The 13,265-nt window shown below is 52.4% G+C and carries 13 protein-coding genes; 6 read left to right on the forward strand and 7 right to left on the reverse strand.

Annotated elements, in window-relative coordinates:
• Positions 1-150 precede the first annotated feature (150 nt).
• The gene (locus tag HZS52_RS05845) at positions 151-1,068 is read left to right on the forward strand and encodes a LysR family transcriptional regulator (protein WP_190374316.1); all 918 of its coding nucleotides are present in this window, start codon (positions 151-153) and stop codon (positions 1,066-1,068) included.
• 41 nt (positions 1,069-1,109) lie between these two features.
• Positions 1,110-1,712, forward strand: a complete 603-nt coding sequence (locus HZS52_RS05850) for a glutathione S-transferase N-terminal domain-containing protein (protein ID WP_190374317.1) — start codon at positions 1,110-1,112, stop codon at positions 1,710-1,712.
• A 6-nt stretch (positions 1,713-1,718) separates the two neighbouring features.
• On the opposite strand, the gene trmB is transcribed toward HZS52_RS05850, so the two are convergent.
• The 3 genes from trmB to thiS are packed head-to-tail and all read right to left on the reverse strand — an operon-like array spanning position 1,719 to position 3,531.
• The gene (gene trmB, locus HZS52_RS05855; RefSeq protein ID WP_022521264.1) at positions 1,719-2,489 is read right to left on the reverse strand and encodes a tRNA (guanosine(46)-N7)-methyltransferase TrmB; all 771 of its coding nucleotides are present in this window, start codon (positions 2,487-2,489) and stop codon (positions 1,719-1,721) included.
• A 15-nt stretch (positions 2,490-2,504) separates the two neighbouring features.
• Positions 2,505-3,314, reverse strand: a complete 810-nt coding sequence (locus HZS52_RS05860) for a thiazole synthase (RefSeq protein ID WP_190374318.1) — start codon at positions 3,312-3,314, stop codon at positions 2,505-2,507.
• A 10-nt stretch (positions 3,315-3,324) separates the two neighbouring features.
• On the reverse strand, positions 3,325-3,531 hold the full coding sequence (gene thiS, locus HZS52_RS05865) for a sulfur carrier protein ThiS (protein ID WP_022521266.1): 207 nt from the start codon (positions 3,529-3,531) through the stop codon (positions 3,325-3,327).
• 137 nt (positions 3,532-3,668) lie between these two features.
• Here thiS and HZS52_RS05870 point away from each other — a divergent pair, with 137 nt between their 5' ends.
• On the forward strand, positions 3,669-4,052 hold the full coding sequence (locus HZS52_RS05870) for a DUF423 domain-containing protein (protein WP_190374319.1): 384 nt from the start codon (positions 3,669-3,671) through the stop codon (positions 4,050-4,052).
• A 478-nt stretch (positions 4,053-4,530) separates the two neighbouring features.
• Here the strand turns inward: HZS52_RS05870 and HZS52_RS05875 are convergent, their stop codons facing one another.
• Both HZS52_RS05875 and HZS52_RS05880 read right to left on the reverse strand, forming a co-directional pair.
• A complete protein-coding gene (locus tag HZS52_RS05875) occupies positions 4,531-6,201 on the reverse strand; it encodes a phosphoethanolamine transferase (RefSeq protein WP_190374320.1) in 1,671 nt (556 codons plus the stop codon).
• A gap of 216 nt (positions 6,202-6,417) precedes the next feature.
• The gene (locus tag HZS52_RS05880; RefSeq protein WP_190374321.1) at positions 6,418-7,608 is read right to left on the reverse strand and encodes a glycosyltransferase family 9 protein; all 1,191 of its coding nucleotides are present in this window, start codon (positions 7,606-7,608) and stop codon (positions 6,418-6,420) included.
• A 217-nt stretch (positions 7,609-7,825) separates the two neighbouring features.
• Between HZS52_RS05880 and HZS52_RS05885 the strand changes: the two genes are divergently transcribed.
• The 3 genes from HZS52_RS05885 (at position 7,826) to HZS52_RS05895 (ending at position 10,543) form a co-directional block, all read left to right on the forward strand.
• Positions 7,826-8,488, forward strand: coding sequence for a response regulator (locus HZS52_RS05885; protein ID WP_009286204.1), 663 nt, complete (start codon positions 7,826-7,828; stop codon positions 8,486-8,488).
• Positions 8,485-9,897, forward strand: a complete 1,413-nt coding sequence (locus HZS52_RS05890) for an ATP-binding protein (RefSeq protein ID WP_022521270.1) — start codon at positions 8,485-8,487, stop codon at positions 9,895-9,897. The genes HZS52_RS05885 and HZS52_RS05890 overlap by 4 nt, the downstream gene beginning before the upstream one ends.
• A 202-nt stretch (positions 9,898-10,099) precedes the next feature.
• Complete coding sequence (locus HZS52_RS05895; protein ID WP_022521271.1) at positions 10,100-10,543, forward strand: DUF411 domain-containing protein; 444 nt, start codon at positions 10,100-10,102, stop codon at positions 10,541-10,543.
• A gap of 11 nt (positions 10,544-10,554) precedes the next feature.
• On the opposite strand, the gene HZS52_RS05900 is transcribed toward HZS52_RS05895, so the two are convergent.
• The gene (locus HZS52_RS05900; protein WP_039857653.1) at positions 10,555-10,971 is read right to left on the reverse strand and encodes a PaaI family thioesterase; all 417 of its coding nucleotides are present in this window, start codon (positions 10,969-10,971) and stop codon (positions 10,555-10,557) included.
• 70 nt (positions 10,972-11,041) lie between these two features.
• Positions 11,042-13,243: a malate synthase G gene (locus HZS52_RS05905; RefSeq protein WP_190374322.1), complete on the reverse strand. Its 2,202-nt coding sequence runs from the start codon at positions 13,241-13,243 to the stop codon at positions 11,042-11,044.
• Between the last annotated feature and the right edge of the window lie 22 nt (positions 13,244-13,265).

Raw genomic sequence — 13,265 nt, forward strand, 5'->3', positions numbered from 1 at the left:
ACATAGACAGGTATGAAATTTGTTGCAACAATTCGATTTAGTATTCGATTTTGTTCTAGTGGTGAGCCAAAGTTGCAAGCTTATTGTTTATAAACGTTGTTTTTATTCGCTGTTTATTGAGTAAAAGACTTCTTGAGTGGGATTAACACCATGAAAATAAAAGAAATTGAAGCTTTTGATGCATTCATGAAGCATGGCACCACGAAAGCGGCTGCAGAAACGTTAGGAATCAGCCAGTCAATGGTAAGTCGTTTGCTCATCGGGCTAGAGGACGAGCTGGGTTTTGCTTTGTTCAAACGTGCCCGCAATCAGCTTTCGCCAACGTCAGAAGCGTTTTTATACCACGCGTCCGTTTTACGGCTAATGGCGAGTATTCGAGATACTCAAAAAGACGCGGATGCTATTGCTAATAACCAATTGGGCAGTGTCGTAGTCGCTGCACAACCCATTTTTTGCGATACCTTTTTACTCGATGTCATTAAGCGCTTTAAACAAAATCACCCTAATGTAGGCGTTCGGGTCATCGATGCCGGGTTGCAAGAGTTGCTTAAAATGATCGACAACAATACCTGTGATGTGGCGCTGGGAATAACGCTTGAAGCAGACACTTATGGAGCAACGGTTAGTAGTCTTGCACGCTGTTCTGCCAGGTGCATCATGCATCGTACGCACCCCCTTGCTAAGCAAGATGTGGTGGCGCTTACTAGCTTACAAAACCAGACATTCGTAGAGCTGATGGCGGATAGTCCTCTGCGTGCCCGCGTGGATTACATTATGCAGACAGTGGATATAAAGCGGCATATTGCCGCTGAAATGCGCCATATGCGGGGGGTGTGCGCATTAGTTGATCGCGGACTTGGGGTCGCAGTGATTGATCCCATTGCAGAACTGCTGTTGCAGGGAACAGCCATTGTATCAAAGCCTATGGAGCCAACCATTGAGTGGGAAATTGCCTTACTTAAATCTAAACACAAGCCGTTAAGTAATGTGGCTGAATCCTTCTGCGAAGAGATATACGCTGAAATCGATAGCTTGCATCAAATGGGAATACTAACTTCACTAAAATAAAACAGTAACGACAAACATATGACTTAACAGGAGACCGCCCCATGCAGCTCTATTTAAATACTTCTTCTCCCTATGCACGCGTTGTGCGCGTGTGCCTCTATGAAAAGCAACTGATTGAGCGCACCGAGCTTTGCTGGTGCGACCCTTGGGCGGCAGATAGCGAACTGTTGCAGATTACGCCGCTGAGTCGTATTCCAACACTGGTCACAGACGAGGGCGATGTACTCACCGAGTCGCTGTTGATTGCTCACTATCTGGATGCCGTGGGAGAAGGGCCATCTCTGGTACCCAATAAGGCATTAGCGGAAACCCTGGCGCTGGCAGGGTTGGGGCAGGGCTTGATGGACGCTGCCTTTAATGTGGTGATCGGCCGCAAGCATGCTGGTAATGAAGTGGATACGACGCTGTTGGGGCAGCGCCGTTTAAAAGCGATCGAACGCACTTTGATAACACTCAATGCCCACCCCAGCGTGCTGGCAGGCAGTGCCCAGCGTACCCTGGGGGCGATTACCGCTGCCGTTGCACTGGCTTATATCAGTTTCCGCCTACCGGCCTTTGATTGGCAAAACCGCTACCCGACGCTACACGCCTGGCAGGCGAAGGTGGTGGAGGGTGAGAGCTTTGCGCTTACCACGTTTGAATAGCGCAGGTTAATCACGCCGCTCGTAGATCAAATCCCAAACCCCGTGACCAAGTTTTTCACCGCGGGCTTCAAACTTGGTCAACGGTCGGAAGGCCGGGCGCGGCACGTAGGGGGCGGTTTCTGCGCTGGCGGTGTTGGCATAACCGGGGGCCGCTTCCATTACCTCGGCCATCCACTCCGCGTAGGCTTCCCAGTCGGTGGCCATATGGAAGGTGCCGCCGGGCATTAGGCGAGTGCGGATCAGCTCAACGAATGCGGGCTGCACGATGCGCCGTTTGTGGTGCTTCTTCTTCGGCCAGGGGTCGGGGAAGAACAGCTGCAGCGTGGTCAGCGAGCCTTCGGGAAGGCACTGTTCGAGCACCGCCAGGGCATCTTCACGATAAACGCGCAGGTTGGTGAGGCCGCGCTTATCAACTTCATCGAGTAATTTACCCACACCAGGGGCGTGGACTTCAATGCCGATAAAGTCGGTGTCCGGATGGGTTTCGGCTTGCTCAATCAGCGAGTTGCCCATGCCAAAGCCGATTTCTACTACCCGCGGTGCCTGACGGCCAAACAGGACGTCCAAGTCTTGACGACCATCGGCGATGGTCAGGCCAAAACGCGGCCAGATATCTTCTAAGCCACGGTTCTGGGCTTGGGTCATACGACCCGCGCGGATCACGTAGCTTTTAATGCCGCGGCGGTGCAGCGGTGCATCCGTACCTTCCGGGCCTGTGGTGGCGTTGCTTTCGGGCGCGGTGTGACTTTCTGGTACGGTATCGTTGGGTTCAGTCATGGGGTCTCGAATCAATTAACCGTTAATACGGCCAGCGAAAGGTGAAGAAGGATCGGCGGATTGGCGGCGCGGCATACGACCTGCTAAAAACGCATCCCGGCCGGCCTCCACGGCCAGCTTCATGGCGTTGGCCATGCGTAGCGGCTCGCGGGCGTGGGCAATGGCGGTATTAAGCAGTACGCCGTCGCAGCCTAGCTCCATGGCCATGGCAGCATCAGAAGCGGTGCCAATGCCCGCGTCCACGAGTACCGGTACCTTGCTCTGTTCAACAATCAAGCGCACGTTGTGTGGGTTCTGAATGCCATGGCCCGAACCAATCAGTGAGCCCAGCGGCATGATGGCGCAGCAACCCATAGCTTCTAATTCGCGTGCCACAATAGGATCGTCGCTGGTGTACACCATGACGTCAAAGCCATCGGCGAGCAGCGTTTCAGCGGCTTTTAGCGTCTCGACCACATTGGGGTAAAGCGTATGATCGTCGCCGAGCACTTCCAGCTTGACCAGATTGTGACCGTCGAGCAGCTCGCGGGCCAGGCGGCAGGTGCGCACCGCATCTTTAGCGGTGTAGCAACCGGCGGTATTGGGCAGCAGGGTGTAGCGATCGGGGGAAATAGCGTCTAACAGGTTGGGCGTATCGGCGTCCTGGCCTAAATTAGTACGGCGTACCGCAAAGGTCACAATTTCAGCGCCACTTTGGGCAATGGCGGCGCCGGTTTCGGTAAAGTCTTTGTACTTGCCTGTGCCCACCAGCAGGCGCGATTGAAAATCGCGTCCGGCGATGGTTAGCGGAGTATCGGCTAGCGCTACATGCGTTTGTTGGGTCATAGTGTTTCCTCTAACCGCCGCCAATCGCGTGGACAACTTCTACGTGGTCGCCATCGACCAGGCGGGTGTCGGCGTGCTGGCTGCGGGGGACGATCTCTTCGTTAATTTCGACGGCGATACGACGACCGCTAAGGCCCAGCTGTTCAACTAAGTCAGCGGCGGTTAGGCCGGTCGACAGCGTATGGGGTTCACCGTTTAGACGTATCTGGATAGACATAGATAGGCGTGTCTCATTCGTCGTGGTAGTTCGTTCTCTAAGGCATTCTCTATTGTAGCGGGTTCACACCGCGCAAGGTAAGCCGTAGGTGCAAACAGCGTGATGTATGCAAACCATAATAGGAGTAGGAGAGCAGCGTGCAGCGAACAGATAAAGTGTGGTGGTGTATAGCGGCCTTTTCAGGCGCCATACTGGTGATGCTAGGCGCCTATGCAGCCCATGGTTTGGCGGCGCGCACCACAGAAGCGATGGTGAGTGCCGTTGAAACCGGTGTGCGTTACCAGGCCTGGCACACGCTGGCCATCATGATCGTGCTGGTATGGCGCCAAGTGCAGCCGCTTGCCGGACAGCGTTGGGTGCTGGCGCTATGGGTGTTAGGCATGGGCTGCTTTTCAGGCTCGCTCTACCTGATGGCACTGGCAGGACTGAATCTTGGCATTGTCACTCCCATTGGCGGGCTGCTGTTGATGGCCGGTTGGCTAGCGCTTGGGGTGATAGCGTTATTATGCAGCCGCACTTAACAGGTAAGGGCTATTCGCGCAGAGCAGTTAGATTAAAAGATATAAAACAACCACAGTGCCAACGCCTGCCATACCTATCGCGTCCAGTGTCTCTATCACCTCGCCCCGTAAAGGGTAAAGACGGCTACACATAGCTGTGCTTGTATTGCCTAACCTCAATAGCTGCGCTGTGCTGCTAACCCCAATACTGAAAATAGCGATAATGACTTCAAGTGACTCTATCTCAAATAGCACGAGGAGAGCGCTTAGCAAGCTGGTTAAAACTACGCATAACCGAAATGAAAACCATTGTTTGAAAATGCGAGCAGTATCATCCTTATTTATCGAATCCTCAGGTGCTGCCTTTTTTGTTGATAAGAGCCGCCTTTCAAAAAACGGGTGAGTCTTTGATAAAAGAGTTGTGAGCATGCCGACGCACCTGAGTTGTGATGAAGCTGAATCAATTTTGCCACTGAATAATTACCGATTACTTACGCGTTTAACTGCTGTTGGGTTGTCGGCACGTTTGGCTAATATCTTGTTCCTGCTGGTAGACAGTACTTGATACGCCAATCAAACCCAACACGCTGTGAAATAGGTTGTCGTGTGAGGCGGCTTTGTCGGAAATCTGGTGTAAGCAGTCCGTATCTAGCCCTTGCTGCTGTGAAAAGGTGCTGGAAAGCCACCAAACCATAGGCACATGCGTCTGTTCGTCGGGGGCAATCGCGTAGGGAATGCCGTGCAAATAAAGCCCTTTTTCACCCAGTGATTCCACATGATCAGAGAGATAGATCATCGCAGTTGCGTAGTCATCCTGACGCTTTAACGTCTCAATTACCTGATTCAACACAGTGTCGGTATATAGAATGGCATTATCGTAGCTATTGGTAATGGCATCTCTTGAGCACTTCGCTAAATCAGCGGTGGTGCAAGCAGGAACAAAACGTTCGTAGTCAGCAGGGTAACGCTGGTAATAGCTGGGGCCATGGTTGCCTAGCTGATGCAGCACTATCACCTGATCAGTTGGGGTGCTGCTAATTTGCATGGTTAAGGCTTGAACCAGTGCCTCGTCCAAGCAGCGCCCATCTTGGCATAAAGAAGCGTAGTCCTCTGGAGAGAGTGCTTTTGTCGTCACTCCTTCGCAGACGCCTTTGCAGCCCGACTGGTTATCAAGCCAGGTGACCTCTAAACCGGCGTGTGCTAATACGTCCAGTAAGGATTCATGTTGCTGAGCATAGAATTTAACGTAATCGGCACGCCCCGGTAATGAAAACATGCAGGGTAATGAGGCAGCCGTGCTGGTGCCGCATGCGGTAACGTCTGAAAAATTAATAACGTCGGGCTGCTGGGCAAGTTTGGGCGTGGTTTGACGTTCATAACCATTTAACCCCCAATTCACCGCCCGCGCCGTTTCGCCCACCACGATGACGAGCAGCGTGGGTTTGTCACCCACTTGTGAACTGATACGGGCATCTTCTCCCACTGGCGAGCGCACCGTATTTGCGGAAGCGTGCTGGCTGAAAACTGCCTGCGCCATCGAAACAATATAATTGCCTGGAGTCACCAAGTAGCGAAGCTCTTTATTGTTGCGCATGAGTGACGATACTTCTTGATAAGATAAGACGATCGCTAACAGCAATATAGTCGTACTGGCGAGGTAATAAGCTGAGCGGCGCAAAACAGCCTTCTTCCAGGTTGAAGGCGCGATTTTAACTCTCCAAATGATAAGGGTAGGCAAACCAAAAAAGATTGCCAAATGAATCAGCAAGCCAGCTGTAAGAAGCTCCCGTGCTTCGTTAGTATCCGTTTGAAGCACATTGTCTAACATTGAAGTATCAAAATAGGTGCCATAGTAAGTAGTAAAGTAGCTGACGAAGGCGGCTATTAGAAACAGTAAGATTAATAGGGGTTTTACCAATGTTCGAGCAGCAAGGCTAACGAAGACCAAAAAATGAATGCAGGTCATTACCAAAAACATATTGGCGAAGGTAAGCCACGTCTGAACTGCAAGAAGGTCATAGCCAACAAGGGCTTGTTGCCAAAAAAGGGCATTGTAAAAAACACTGAACATGACTACGGCCCATAAGACAAGTTGCTCCATGCTCAATGTGGGACGATAATGCCCAGCGGTGTAAACAATTTTTAAAGGCAAGGACAACAAAGGGGGCATCGAAAGGCTCTCTATGAACAGATTAATGAACGCGGTGGGGATAAGAATCTTGCAAGAACATTTGGGTGAACAGCACGCATAGCCACACACACTCACCATCATACAAATGGTCAGCATGACGGAGGCTAACTTCATGTCGGCAGTACACTCGATAACGAAATATTAGGGTCACTATAAAAGGCAAAAACTTAACGAACAGTTATGCGCGTTAATTTATTAACTAGAGTACGTAGGGGCTGCACTGGGCTGCGGCGTTACGCACTGTTTTGGATAGTTTGTTACCGAGATAGCATGACCGGGGGCCGTTGAGGCTTGCCCGTAAACATTAGCTTGTATGGCTTCTACTACTGTGTTGATCTCTGGGCGCCAAAGGATGGTGTCATAGGATTCTCGAGGTACGAAGGCGAGAGATTTTTGCTGGCGTACCAGGGATATTGTAGGGACGTCGAGCGCTGCCGCTAAATGCATAGGCCCTGAGTCTGGTGTCACGAGTAATTGGGCACGCTCCAAAACGGCGGCAAAGTGACGGATAGGAAGAGGTGGGCATAAGCTGCCGTAGAGGGAGGACTTTAAACGCTGCTCAATAGGTGCTAGAAGCCTAAACTCCTCGGGCCCAAGGAAAACGACATAGCGTATTTTGTGGGCTTCCATGGCATCGATGAGCATTAGCCAAAATGCCAACGGCCAACGTTTGTTTTGATGCCCACCTACGAAGATAGCAATAAAGTCAGTATCTGATGGGTGATCGCTATGAAGACTGGTTAGCTGTCTTATCTTCGTCATTGCCTGAGAGCGCTCCTGCTTCGTTAGCTGGAGCAATGGCCGATTACGGCAAGCGACACCGAGCTGATGTGTTAAATTAATGATGGCATCGTAGGCATGTGATGACTTCCCTTCCGCCTCAATGCTGTACCATCGCTGGTGACCTTTACGTGAACCCATGCTATACCGTGCCCCTATTAACTGGGTCACTATAAAACCGCTCGTTGATCCTCCGCTCACTTGTACCGCTAGATCATAACGTTGAGCCCTTAGGCGTCGTAATAATGTCACACACTTCCAAGGACGAAGGATTGCGGATCTCGACAGTAAATAAAAATGGTCAATAGGTCGTTGTTGCAACAGTGGAAAAGTTTTATCCGTCGCTAGATAGTCTATGCGTGCGGAAGGAAAACGTTCACGAAAAGCATCAATGACAGGGGTGCTGATTAGCGCATTTCCCAGACGAAAATTGGGGCGAATAATTAGAATTTTTTCTATACCCACAAGGCTGTCAATGGTTTCTGGCGCAGGCGGTTTGACGATATACCGTATACCTCTCAGTAAATATCGTTTCATTCCTTTTTCTAAACCACGAGCCATTATTTTTAAATAATAGTTTGTTCTAATGAGGGTTAGTAAATGCATGCTCTGGCGCTCTTTTGGCTTTTCCCACGGCGGAAGAGGCAGCATGAGCCTAATAACTTAAAGAAGAGTTAAACTGTGTAAGAGCTTTACAAAAATAGGGTGGTAGGCTTACTGGTTTAGTTTAGACGAAACTACTTTGTGGGTTATAAGTCTCCGTATTTAAGAAAAGCTTAAGTTTTGGCATCCACGATAAAGGTTTGACGATTGAGGAAGCAGAATGCGCGCACTGCTGATAGAAGACGATCCCCTGCTTGGGGATGGCATTAAGACAGCCCTGGAGCGAGAGGGGTATACAGTCGATTGGTTTATGCTTGGGCGTGAAGCAATCAATGCTGTCAATAGCGAGACCTTCAGTGTGATTATTTTGGATCTTGGGCTGCCCGATATGGACGGTATGCAGGTACTGCATTTACTCCGTCAGCAATCAACTCTGCCTATTCTGATTTTGACGGCCCGTGATGCGATGGAAGACCGTATTGGCGGCTTAGATGCTGGGGCGGATGACTATGTACTCAAGCCATTTAATTTGCAGGAGTTGCTTGCCCGTTTGCGTGTCGTAATGCGGCGCGCTGAGGGACGCGCCTCGCAGATGTTGACGCTGGGTGCACTGAGTATTGATGAGGCTCGTCATGCGGTGAGTTGGCGGGGCAAAGACGTAAAGTTGGGCCGACGGGAGTATGCCTTGTTGTTAGAGCTAGCTAGGCATCCCGACAGAGTGCTATCTCGTCCTCGTTTAGAAAGTTTGCTTTACGGTTGGGGCGATGAGATAGAGTCCAATGCGGTGGAAGTTCACATTCATCATCTGCGTAAAAAACTTGAAAAACATTTGATCATTAATGTGCGCGGAATTGGCTACCGGCTGGATAGCCAAGCACAATGATATCGATACGGCGTTATCTACTTCGTACCCTGGCCATTACCATGGTTGTCGCCGGGGGAGTTGCGGTTACCGCGGCCTACTTAATTACGGATCACGAGCTAGAAGAAATTCTCGATACACAGCTTAGTCTGCATAGCCGGATTGTGGCTGGCCAACTCGATCCCAACGCGACCATTGACGACTATGCTCGACTGGCTTCGCGCATGGGCCTTCCAGAACATCCGGCTCAGCTATATCGCGACGGTAACGCAGTGCCCGACAGCAGCTTTGAATCAGGTATCAAGCTTTACCACGAGGAAGAGCTTAAATTAGTACTGGGTTTTTGGAATGCCGATGGCTCACCCAGGCTTCTAGGGGGCAAATGGAATGATGCCGGGCCTTTCCCCGCGCCTTTAGAGGAGGGTTTTCGCTGGGAAAGCTACGATGGTCATCGTTGGCGGGTTTTCAGCATGTTCGATGTTGCCAGCAATACCTGGATCAGCATGGGGCTGCGAGGTTCGTTTCATGATGAAGTGGTGGAGCGCATCACCTGGAACAATTTATTGCCGATGCTCTTTTTGCTTCCACTCCTCCTTTGGCTGATGAGTCGTATTATCCGGCGAGGTATTGCGCCCATTCAAGCGCTTTCCAACCAAGTACAAGGCCGCTCCGCCCACGACCTGCGTAAAATTGATGACCCGGTTCCTCAAGAGCTTAATGAATTACGCCAATCGCTAAACGACTTTATCGCCCGGTTGAAAGAAACGTTAGAGCGCGAGAGGCGCTTTACAGCAGATGCGGCCCATGAATTACGTACTCCCTTAGCAGCGCTGAGAATTCATCTGGATAACGCGCAGGAGGGGGGAGAGCAATCATTAAAAAAGGCTTATATCGGAGTAGAACGGCTGCAGCGGGTGGTAGAACAACTGCTTATTTTGGCTCGTTTGGATCAAGTAGCCAAAACCTCACCGGCCACTATCGATCTCTATCCTATTGTTGCTGAATTGGTAGCAGAGCTATGGCCACTCGCTGAAGAGCGAGATCAGCATTTGAGGCTAACAGGATTAACCCGGCTGGAGGTGCGTGCCGACGAAGTCGAGGTGGGAATTCTCTTTCGTAACTTACTGGATAATGCCTTGCGCTATACGCCAGAAGGCGGCTGGGTGGAGGTAGAATTGGCGCTTGATGAGGGTTTTCCTCAACTTATTGTGAAAGATACTGGCCCCGGACTCCCCGAGGCACTATTGGATAAAGTCACTGAGCGCTTTAGGCGTGCATCTGGCCAGGGCACCACCGGTAGCGGATTAGGTTTATCGATTGTCTCGGAATTAGCCCAGCGACAAAGCGCACGTCTTACGCTTAGCAACCGCACGACCAGTGGGTTAGAGGTCAGTGTGACGTGGTGCCAAAGTCAGCGAGAAACGGAATAATGGGCATTATGCTTGCCCTTAGTTGCCCTGGTTACCAATGTTTTGTACCGAGCTAACCTGAAAAACGCCTGACATCAGTTCCCTAAATTGACCCGTGACAAAAAACAAGTTGAGGTAAATACTGGCTGTTAATGTCTTTTATGACTCTTGTCGTCCTGCTAGCCAGATAACTGTTTAGCCATACACCCCAAGGAAATCGCTCATGAAACGTTTTACCGCTACGGTTTTATCTAGTGCTTTGGTTCTGGGGGCCACCTCGGCCCAGGCGGCACTGCCTGACGAGGCCACGCTGTATAAAAATCCCCAGTGTGGCTGCTGTGATGCTTATGCGCGCCACCTCGAAGAGCTCGGCGTAGAAGTAACGATTATTGATGACGTAGAGCTAGGCGATATCAAGCAGCAGGCGGGTGTGCCCTATGGCCTGGGGTCGTGCCATACCATCGAGATGGGCGAGTATTGGATCGAAGGTCACGTACCGATGGAGGCCGTTCAGGCGTTGTTTGAGCAACAGCCTGATGTTGGCGGTATTGGTTTGGCGGGTATGCCCATTGGCACTCCGGGTATGCCGGGGCCTCAGGATGAACCCTATAACGTCTACGCGTTTAGCGATCAGCAAGATGAGCCGTTCATGACGTTGGCGCCGTAATTGACGGTCCCTTAAGGCTTTTCGGGCAGCGCATAGCTGGCGGTGACATGCACCACAGGGCGCGTTTCGTCGCTGACTGAGAAGAGTTGAACTTCGCCCACTGCTAAGCGGCGGCCGAGTTTGATCAGCTTGGCGTGGGCGATAATGTCATGATCACCTGAGGCTGCGCGGAGGAAGTGGCAGTTTAAGTCGCTGGTCACAGCCATGGGTTCGGGGCCAATCTGCGCCAATATCGCCACGTACATAGCTACATCCGCAAAGCCCATCATGGTGGGCCCGGAAACCCGTGGACCGGGTCGCAGATGCTCGTTGCCTATCTTCAAGCGCAGGGTGGCCGTCATTTCGCCCACGCTCTCTATCTTGCCCATCCGCTGGGGAAACACTTCGTCTAAAAAGTGTTCGATTTGCTCGGCAGTCATTACGGTCATTGTTGTTTTCCTTTATAAAAAAGCCCCGAGGGATGAACCTCGAGGCTGATTACACCATAAAACGAACTTACTATGCCTTATGCACCTGGGCCTTATGCACCTGGGCCTTATGCACCTGACGCCACTCGTGGAGTAGCGGCTCGGTGTAGCCGGAAGGCTGTACGCGGCCTTTGAAGATCAGGTCGGAGGCGGCTTTGAAAGCCGTGGAGCCTTCAAAATTGGCGCTCATGGCGGTGTAGGTGGGGTCGCCAGCGTTCTGCTCGTCGACTACCTTGGCCATGCGCTTGAGGGTCTCTTCCACTCGCGGTGCATCGACAATGCCGTGGTGTAGCCAGTTGGCAATGTGCTGGCTGGAGATACGCAGCGTGGCGCGGTCTTCCATCAGGCCTACGTTGTGGATATCCGGCACTTTCGAGCAACCGACGCCGTGCTCTACCCAGCGAACTACGTAGCCGAGAATACCCTGGCAGTTGTTATCCAGCTCCTGCTGCTTCTCTTCATCTGACCAGTTGGCGTTTTCCGCTACTGGCACGGTGAGTAGGTCGTCCAGGTAGTCGGGCTCACCCAACGCTTCCAGCTCGCGCTGAACGTCGGTGACGTTGACCTGATGATAGTGCAGCGCGTGAAGCGCAGCGGCCGTAGGTGAAGGCACCCAAGCCGTGTTGGCACCCGCTTTCGGATGGCCGATTTTCTGCTCTAGCATGTTGTGCATCAGGTCAGGCATGGCCCACATGCCTTTACCAATCTGGGCACGACCGCGAAGGCCGCAGGCAAGGCCCACTTGCACGTTGCTCTTCTCGTAGGCCTGAATCCAAGCGGCGCTTTTCATGTCGCCCTTGCGCACCATGGGACCCGCTTCCATGGCGGTATGCATTTCGTCGCCGGTACGGTCGAGGAAGCCGGTGTTGATAAATGCCACCCGTGAAGCCGCTTCAGCGATACACGCCTTGAGGTTAACGGTGGTGCGACGCTCTTCGTCCATGATACCCATTTTCAGGGTGTCGCGGTTCATGCCCAAAATATCTTCAACGCGGCTAAACAGCTCGTTGGCGAAGGCAACTTCTTTAGGGCCGTGCATCTTCGGCTTGACGATATAAACAGAGCCAGTGCGCGAGTTGCGCGGCTGGTCAGCGTCTTTCTTCAGATCATGCAACGCGAGCAGCGAGGTAACCACGGCATCAAGGATACCTTCCGGCAGCTCGTTACCGTTCTCATCCAAAATCGCCGGTGTGGTCATTAAGTGACCCACATTGCGCACGAACATCAGCGAACGGCCGGGTAGCGTGACGCTGCTGCCATCGGTGGTTTGCCAGGTTCGGTCGGCGTTCAGCTTGCGGGTAAACGTCTTGCCGCCTTTTTCGATCTTCTCTTCCAGATCGCCCTTCATCAGGCCCAGCCAGTTACTGTAAACGCCCACCTTGTCTTCTGAATCCACTGCGGCAACGGAGTCTTCGCAATCCATGATGGCGGTCAGGGCGGCTTCCACCACGACATCTTTAACGCCTGCCGGGTCGGTTTTGCCGATGGCGTCGTTAGGGTCGATCTGGATTTCCAGGTGCAGGCCGTTGTTCCCCAACAGAATCGCGTCGGGTTTCGCCGCTTCGCCGTTAAAACCGATCAGCTTGCCGGAATCCTTCAAGCCGGTTTCACGACCACCTTCCAGCGTTACTACCAAGTGCTCATCACGAATGGCGTAGTTCACCGCATCCCGGTGCGAGCCAGTCGCCAGCGGTGCCGCGCGGTCAAGCACGCCACGGGCGTAGGCAATCACTTTGGCGCCGCGTTTCGGGTTAAAGCTGGTGCCTTTCTCCGCGCCATCCTCTTCGGAAATCGCATCGGTGCCGTACAGGGCGTCGTAAAGGCTGCCCCAGCGGGCGTTCGCCGCGTTCAGCGCATAGCGTGCGTTGCTCACCGGCACAACCAACTGCGGGCCTGCCTGAACGGCAACTTCACGGTCAACGTTGGCGGTGGTCGCTTTTACGTTAGCCGGCGCTTCTGCCAGGTAGCCAACCTCTTTCAGGAAGCGACGGTATCCCGGCATATCGGTGACCGGGCCGGGGTTTTCCCGGTGCCATGCATCTAGCTTCTCTTGCAGCGTGTCGCGCTCTTCGAGCAATTGACGATTTTTAGGGGTCAAATCATGAAACAGGGCATCCACACCGGCCCAAAAGGCGTTTTCATCAACACCTGTTCCCGGTAGCGCCTGCTCATTTATAAAACGATCTAGATCGGCTGCCACCTGTAAACGGTGGCGCGTGATACGCTCGCTCATGGGGTTTCTCCTGTGAGGATGC

The organism is Vreelandella titanicae, from assembly GCF_014697095.1.
Lineage (GTDB): Bacteria > Pseudomonadota > Gammaproteobacteria > Pseudomonadales > Halomonadaceae > Vreelandella > Vreelandella titanicae.

Bases quoted from the DNA above. Each gene is read 5' to 3' on its own strand.
- HZS52_RS05845 (WP_190374316.1), top strand. From the start codon at position 151: ATGAAAATAAAAGAAATTGAAGCTTTTGATGCATTCATGAAGCATGGC.
- HZS52_RS05850 (WP_190374317.1), top strand. From the start codon at position 1,110: ATGCAGCTCTATTTAAATACTTCTTCTCCCTATGCACGCGTTGTGCGC.
- trmB (WP_022521264.1), bottom strand. From the start codon at position 2,489: ATGACTGAACCCAACGATACCGTACCAGAAAGTCACACCGCGCCCGAA.
- HZS52_RS05860 (WP_190374318.1), bottom strand. From the start codon at position 3,314: ATGACCCAACAAACGCATGTAGCGCTAGCCGATACTCCGCTAACCATC.
- thiS (WP_022521266.1), bottom strand. From the start codon at position 3,531: ATGTCTATCCAGATACGTCTAAACGGTGAACCCCATACGCTGTCGACC.
- HZS52_RS05875 (WP_190374320.1), bottom strand. From the start codon at position 6,201: ATGCCCCCTTTGTTGTCCTTGCCTTTAAAAATTGTTTACACCGCTGGG.
- HZS52_RS05880 (WP_190374321.1), bottom strand. From the start codon at position 7,608: ATGCATTTACTAACCCTCATTAGAACAAACTATTATTTAAAAATAATG.
- HZS52_RS05885 (WP_009286204.1), top strand. From the start codon at position 7,826: ATGCGCGCACTGCTGATAGAAGACGATCCCCTGCTTGGGGATGGCATT.
- HZS52_RS05890 (WP_022521270.1), top strand. From the start codon at position 8,485: ATGATATCGATACGGCGTTATCTACTTCGTACCCTGGCCATTACCATG.
- HZS52_RS05895 (WP_022521271.1), top strand. From the start codon at position 10,100: ATGAAACGTTTTACCGCTACGGTTTTATCTAGTGCTTTGGTTCTGGGG.
- HZS52_RS05900 (WP_039857653.1), bottom strand. From the start codon at position 10,971: ATGACCGTAATGACTGCCGAGCAAATCGAACACTTTTTAGACGAAGTG.
- HZS52_RS05905 (WP_190374322.1), bottom strand. From the start codon at position 13,243: ATGAGCGAGCGTATCACGCGCCACCGTTTACAGGTGGCAGCCGATCTA.